Below are 6442 nucleotides of genomic sequence, written 5' to 3'. Positions count from 1 at the left end.
CGCTGGCGCTGCTGCGCAACCCCGATCAGTGGGCGGCGCTGGTGGCGGATCCGGGGCTGGTGCCCGCCGCCGTCGAGGAGATGCTGCGCTTCGACGGCCCGGTGATCCACGGGACGTTCCGGCACACCGCCGAGGCGGTCGAGGTCGGCGATCGGGCCGGTCGGGTAGCCGCAGCCGAGCGTCATCGCGGCGTCGATCGAGTCGGCGTCGGCGTATCCGGCGCCGAGCATGGCGGCGGCGTCGTTCAGGTACGGGAAGCGGAGCGCGTCCACGATGAACCCGGCGCGGTCGCGGCAGCGGACGGCGGTGAGCCCGAGGCGTCCGGCGAGGTCGGCGGCCCGGTCCGCGACGTCGGGGGCGGTCGCGACCGTGGCGGCGATCTCGGCGAGGGGGTTCGCGGGGGCCGCCGGTTCGGGCAGGTGCAGCCCGACGACGTCGGCGGGACGTCCGGTCGCCATGGCCTGCCGGATCACCGCCCCGTCCGCGGACGTGACGGCGAGCACCGTGCCGGGCTTGACGGCCTGGGCGGCGGCGGACAGCAGCGCCCGGCCGGCCTCGGCGTCCTCCGCGGCCTCGATGACCAGGTCGCAGCCGGCCAGCTCGGCGGCGGAGTCGCGGACCCGGGTGCCCGCGCGGGCGCAGAGGGCGGCGATCGCGTCCGCGAGCGGGCCGACGCCGACGACGCCGACGACCGGCCGCGGGCCGTCCGGGGCCTCCGGTCTGGCCTCCTTGGCGCCGTCGTAGGTGTAGAAGCCGCGGCCGGTCTTGCGGCCGAGCAGCCCGGCGGTGACGAGTTCGCGGAGGATCGGCGAGGCGGCGTGGCGGCGGTCGCGGGACTCGGCGTAGATCGCGTCCAGCACCTGGAGGCAGGTGTCGAGGCCGATGAGATCCATGAGGGTGAACGGGCCCATCGGCAGCCCGGCGCCTGCCGTCATCGCGGTGTCGATGTCGTCGCGGGTGGCGTGCCCGGACTCCAGCATCGCCGCGGCCTGGTTCAGGTAGCCGAAGAGGAGCCGGTTCGCGACGAACCCGGCGCGGTCCCCGATCGTGACCGGGGTCTTGCCGAGGCCCTTCACCAGCTCGGCGACGCGGGAGACGGCGTCCGGCTCGGTGAGGACGGTCGCGATGACCTCGACGAGCTTCATCACCGGCGCCGGGTTGAAGAAGTGCACCCCGACGACCTTGGCGGGACGGCCCGTCCCGGCCGCGATGTCCGTGACCGGCAGCGAGGAGGTGTTCGTGGCGAGGACGGCGTCGTCGCGGCACACCCGGTCGAGCTGGGCGAACACCTTGCGCTTCAGGTCGAGCCGTTCCGGGACGGCCTCGATGACCAGGTCGCAGTCGCCCAGGTCGGCGAAGTCGACGGAGAGCGTGACCCGGCCGAGGATCTCGCGCTGCGCCTCCTCGGTAAGCCTGCCGCGCTTGACGGCCCGTCCGGTCGAGGTCTCCAGGTGCCCGCGCCCACGTTCCAGCGCGTCCCGGTCCACCTCGACGCCGACGACGGCGAGGCCGCCGCGTGCCAGCACCTCGGCGATGCCCGCGCCCATCGTGCCCAGTCCGACGACCCCGACTTTGCTGAACGAACGACCAGTCATGGACGGCAGTCTCGCAGAGCGCGCACGCGTCCACGATGCCGGGTACGACGGGGACGTGCGCCTCGGAATCTTCCTCCTCGCCGCCCGTTTCCCCGCCCAGAACGACGCCGCCGCCCTCGCCCGGACCGTCGAGGCGGCCCTCGCCGCCGAACGCGCCGGGTTCGACGACGTGTGGCTCGCGGAACATCACTTCATGTCGTACGGGGTCGTCCCGTCCGCGCCCGTCCTCGCCGGGCACATCCTGGCCGCCACCGGCCGGATCGACGTGGGGACGGCGGTCAGCGTGCTGTCCAACCAGCATCCGGTGGCGCTGGCCGAGCAGGCCGCGATGCTGTCGCTGCTGTCCGGCGGCCGGTTCCGCCTGGGCGTCGGACGCGGCGGCCCGTGGCGCGATCTGGAGGTCTTCGGCACCGGTCTCAGCCGCTACGAGCACGGCTTCGCCGAGTCACTGGACCTGCTGCTGTCGTGGCTGCGTTCCGACAGGGTCGCATGGGACGGGGAGCAGTTCCGGTTCCGTGAGGTACCGGTCGTCCCGCGCGCGCTTGTACCGCCGTCGGTGACGGTCGCGTGCACGTCCCCGGAGACGGAGGCGCTGGCCGCGGCTCGGGGGCTGCCGATGCTGCTGGGCATGCACGTCGGGCCAGACGAGAAGGCCGCGGCCGTCGCCCGCCACGGCCTGCCGGACGCCCCGCACATCTCGACCCATGTGGCGCAGGTCGCCGACACGCGAGAGGAGGCCGTCAAAACGCTCATGGACGAGATGCCGCGCTGGCTCGGGCCTGGTCTGGAGGGATACGTCGCCGTGGACGACCGTCCGCGGCCGTCTCGCGACCCGGTCGGCTACACGCGCCGCATGTGCGACCTTCATCCCGTGGGTTCGCCGGACGACTGCGTGGAGTCGCTCGTGACGACCGTCGAACGCACCGGCATCCGGCATCTGATCCTGCTGGTCGAGGCCGCCGGGTCCCGGGAGGCCACGCTGGAGAACATCGCCCGGCTCGGCGCGGACGTCCTGCCGAAGGTCCGCTCCGCCGTCGCCGCGAGCTGACGGGGCGGCGGTGCGGTGCTGATGCGCGGCGCGCCGAGTGGTTCGGCGCGCCGCGACGATAGATCAGCAGTCGCGGAGTTCGGGCGACTGGTTGAGGATCTGCTCGCGGGGCGTCACGAACGTCCGGTAGGCGTCCGAGCCGCCGTCCGGGAAGACGGCGACGCGGTGGCAGTTCTGGAAGGCCAGCCGGACGCCGAAGTAGCGCTCCAGCGCCCCGCGCATCGCGTCGCTCGCGAGCACCCGGAGCAGCTGGCCGCGGGCCTGCTCGTCCGGCGGCGGCGTGTGGTTGTCGGCGAATTCGCCGCCGTCCACCTGCAGCCGGGCCACCAGGCCGCTGACCATGTCCCACGCGTACGGGAGGGACGTCTTGATGCACTCGACGAACTCCGCGTCGCCGACCTCGCCCTGCTTCGCCGTCTCCAGGAGTTCCGGGGTCACGTCAAGAGACATTGCGGGGGTCCTTTCGTCGGATGCCAACGACGCTAATCACGCCTCCCGGAGAAAACCAGGCTTGACAAAGGTTTTCATTCCGCTATGCCCCGGACCGCTCCGGCGTCCCGGCCGCCCCCGCGAGCCGGGACGCGGTCAGCGCGGCTGCGCGGCCCCGTGCCCGGACGGCCGACGCCGCCGGACGGGACGGGCCGCCGCGGCGGCGCGCTCCGCCCAGTACTCGCGGGCACGGCGGGCCGTCCGGCCGGCCTGGACGGCCCGCGCCTCCGCCCGCAGCTCGCGGCCCCGCTCCTGCATGATCGACTGCATGATGTCGTGGTGGAACACGGCCCCTCCCAGGTCCCCTGCCAGGCCGACCAGCACGGTCCCGGCAGTTAAGAGACTCGTCCTAAGGCCCCCGCCACCACATCGGCATGACGCCTTATATCGGACGTCCGGACGCCTTAGCCGTCCGCCCGCACTAGGGTTGGTCGCCGTGCGTCTCGTTATCGCCCGCTGCAGCGTCGACTACGCCGGCAAGCTCACCGCCCACCTGCCGATGGCACTCCGCCTGATCCTGATCAAGGCGGACGGGAGCGTCAGCGTCCACGCCGACGACCGCGCCTACAAGCCCCTCAACTGGATGAACCCGCCCTGCTCGCTGCGCGAGGAGCCGCACGAGGAGAACGGCGCCGTCGCCCGCTGGACGGTCACGCACGGCAAGTCGGGCGAGCGGCTCATCCTCACCATCGAGGAGTTCCTGCACGACACCAGCCACGAGCTGGGCGTCGACCCGGGCCTGCAGAAGGACGGCGTCGAGGCGCACCTCCAGGAGCTGCTCGCCGAGCACATCACCACGCTCGGCGACGGCTGGTCGCTGATCCGCCGCGAGTTCCCGACCGCGATCGGCCCGGTCGACATCCTGTGCCGGGACTCCGACAGCGCCACCGTCGCCATCGAGATCAAGCGGCGCGGCGAGATCGACGGTGTGGAGCAGCTGACCCGCTACCTGGAGCTGCTCAACCGCGACCCGCATCTCGCGCCCGTCCGCGGCGTCTTCGCGGCGCAGGAGATCAAGCCGCAGGCCCGCGTCCTCGCCACCGACCGCGGCATCGACTGCGTCACCCTCGACTACGACGCCCTCCGCGGCATCGAACACGAGGGCACCCTGTTCTGACCCCGGCCACCGCCGTTCTAACCCCGGTGCCGCCGTTCTGACCCCAGCCGGCGTCACGGGTCGTGCGGCCGGAGGGCGCCCAGCGCCCGGAGGTCGCACGACCCGCCGGCGGTTCCAGGGGGTCGCCCCCCTGGGTGGATACTGCGGGCATGACCTTTCAAGCCAGCGGCAGCTTCGACATCGACGCGTGGGAAGCCGAGAAGCCCTATGAGGAGCAGGACGGCACCAAGCTGACCCGGGTCCACGTCGGCAAGACGTTCCACGGCGACCTCGTCGGGACGAGCAGCAGCGAACTGATCACCGTGGAGTCCGCCGCCGGGCCCGTCGCCTACGTGGGGATCGAGACCGTCCAGGGCATCCTGCACGGGCGCGAGGGGACGTTCGTCCTGCAGCACAGCGCGGGCAGCGAGGACGGCACGCCCGACACGCAATGGCTGCGGTGGCTGATCGTGCCGACGTCCGGCACCGGCGAGCTGGCGGGCATCCGCGGCCTCGGCCAGATCACCGTCACCGGGGACGGCGGCCACACCTGGGCGCTGGAGTACACGCTCGACTGAAAACGGTTCCGCGGCGGGCGGCCGGTAATGTTCAGGCATGCCCCCGGTCACCGCCGATGCGACACGCGAGCGGATCATCGACGCCGCCGAAGAGTGTTTCGGCCGTTTCGGCGTCGCCAAGACGACGGTCGAGGACATCGCCGCCGCGGCGAACCTGTCCCGGGCCACCGTGTACCGCAGCGTCACCGGCGGGCGGGACGAGCTGATCCTGGCCGTGCTGATGCGCGACCTGCGCCGCTTCCTCGACCGGCTCGCCGAGCGGCTGCGCACCGAGCGGTCGGTGCCGGAGGCGATCGTGGAGGGCACGCTGGACGCGGTCGAGTACGTCCGGCGCGAGCCCGCCGTGGCGCACTTCCTGGTGCCGGAGGCGGCGGGCCACATGCAGGCGGCGGTGGCGGGCGCGGCGGAGCATGTGCTCGCGCTGTGCTGCGAGTACGTCCGGCCGCACTTCGAGCGGGCGCAGCGGCAGCGGACGCTCAGGGCCGACATCGAGGTGGAGGGGACGGTCGAGTTCCTCTTCCGGATCATCACCTCGCTCATCGTCATGGACCGTGACCGGGACGCCGACGGGCTGCGCCGCTTCCTGCGCACCTATGTCGTTCCGGTCATCGCGGCGCCATGACCGCGGCGGGAAGGTAGCTTCCGAGATGGCGGCGAAGATCAGGCTGGACGGGACGCCGGGCGGCCGGCGCGGCGAGAGGGGCCGGGAACGATGAGGGGAACTGCGCACGGGACGCGAGGGGCCGCGGCGGTCCGGCCGAGCCCGGTGTTCCTCGGGATCGTGGCGGCGACCGTCCTGTGCGGCCTGGTCGCCTGGCGGTACGGGGAGAACCCGACGATGGCGGCGCGGATCGCGGTGTTCGGGTTCGTCCTGTCGGCGTGGGTGCTGTCGCTGTGCCTGCACGAGTTCGGGCACGCCTACATGGCGTACCGTTCGGGCGACCGCGGCGTGATCGCCAAGGGCTACCTGACGCTGAACCCGCTGAAGTACTCCGACATGCTGCTGAGCTTCGTGATCCCGGTGGTGTTCATCCTGCTCGGCGGGATCGGCCTGCCCGGCGGCGCCGTCTGGATCGACCGGCACGTGATCCCGGGCCGGATCAGGCACAGCCTGATCTCGGCGGCGGGGCCGCTGTCGAACGCGATGTTCGCGGTGATGCTCGCCGTCCTGTACAAGAACTTCGCCCACCAGGACCACGGCGTCTTCTGGCTGGGCGTGGCGTTCCTGGCATTCTTGCAGGTCACGGCAGCGATCCTGAACCTGCTGCCGATTCCCGGGCTGGACGGCTTCGGGATCATCGAGCCCTACCTGCCGCGCCGGTGGGCCGACCAGCTCGGCGCCTACGGCGGCTACGCCTTCCTCGTCCTGATCGCCCTGCTGTGGCTGGGGCCGGTCAACGAGGCCTTCTTCGACTTCATCTACAACATCACCGGTGTGCTGGGGCTGGGCGAGCTTCCGATCCAGGTCGGCCACTCGCTGTTCCAGTGGTGGAACGAGTACCTGTGACCCGGCCGGCTGCCTGTGATCAGGCCGTCGGCCTGTGATCCGGGCGGCCGCGGCCGGGCCTAGGGTGGTTTACTAACGAGTACCATTCGTGCAAGCAGGCACTTACACGGCTCCTCCCGGGAGGTTCCC

The 6442-nt window shown here is 72.1% G+C and carries 8 protein-coding genes; 5 read left to right on the top strand and 3 right to left on the bottom strand.

The window, feature by feature from the left end; all coding sequences use genetic code 11:
* Positions 1–1595: 3-hydroxyacyl-CoA dehydrogenase (locus E1287_RS10160; RefSeq protein ID WP_131964613.1), on the bottom strand; the 1595-nt coding region annotated here is incomplete at its 3' end.
* A 55-nt stretch (positions 1596–1650) separates the two neighbouring features.
* Here E1287_RS10160 and E1287_RS10155 point away from each other — a divergent pair.
* Positions 1651–2643, top strand: coding sequence for an LLM class flavin-dependent oxidoreductase (locus tag E1287_RS10155; RefSeq protein WP_131964620.1), 993 nt, complete (start codon positions 1651–1653; stop codon positions 2641–2643).
* 63 nt (positions 2644–2706) lie between these two features.
* Here the strand turns inward: E1287_RS10155 and E1287_RS10150 are convergent, their stop codons facing one another.
* Entirely contained in the window at positions 2707–3093 is a 387-nt protein-coding gene (locus tag E1287_RS10150) for an SCO5389 family protein (RefSeq protein ID WP_131964612.1), read from the bottom strand.
* A gap of 135 nt (positions 3094–3228) precedes the next feature.
* Complete coding sequence (locus tag E1287_RS10145; protein ID WP_131964611.1) at positions 3229–3420, bottom strand: hypothetical protein; 192 nt, start codon at positions 3418–3420, stop codon at positions 3229–3231.
* Between the two features lie 148 nt (positions 3421–3568).
* On the opposite strand from E1287_RS10145, the gene nucS reads away from it, so the two are divergent.
* The 4 genes from nucS to E1287_RS10125 all read left to right on the top strand — a co-directional run bounded on the left by nucS (position 3569) and on the right by E1287_RS10125 (position 6313).
* Positions 3569–4249, top strand: coding sequence for an endonuclease NucS (gene nucS, locus E1287_RS10140; protein WP_131964610.1), 681 nt, complete (start codon positions 3569–3571; stop codon positions 4247–4249).
* A gap of 149 nt (positions 4250–4398) precedes the next feature.
* Complete coding sequence (locus tag E1287_RS10135) at positions 4399–4806, top strand: DUF3224 domain-containing protein (RefSeq protein ID WP_131964609.1); 408 nt, start codon at positions 4399–4401, stop codon at positions 4804–4806.
* A 37-nt stretch (positions 4807–4843) separates the two neighbouring features.
* On the top strand, positions 4844–5428 hold the full coding sequence (locus E1287_RS10130) for a TetR/AcrR family transcriptional regulator (protein ID WP_131964608.1): 585 nt from the start codon (positions 4844–4846) through the stop codon (positions 5426–5428).
* A gap of 90 nt (positions 5429–5518) precedes the next feature.
* On the top strand, positions 5519–6313 hold the full coding sequence (locus E1287_RS10125; RefSeq protein WP_131964607.1) for a site-2 protease family protein: 795 nt from the start codon (positions 5519–5521) through the stop codon (positions 6311–6313).
* The last annotated feature ends 129 nt before the right edge of the window (positions 6314–6442 follow it).

Source organism: Actinomadura sp. KC06 (genome assembly GCF_004348735.1).
GTDB lineage: Bacteria > Actinomycetota > Actinomycetes > Streptosporangiales > Streptosporangiaceae > Spirillospora.
This window is presented reverse-complemented; position numbering and strand designations above follow the sequence as displayed.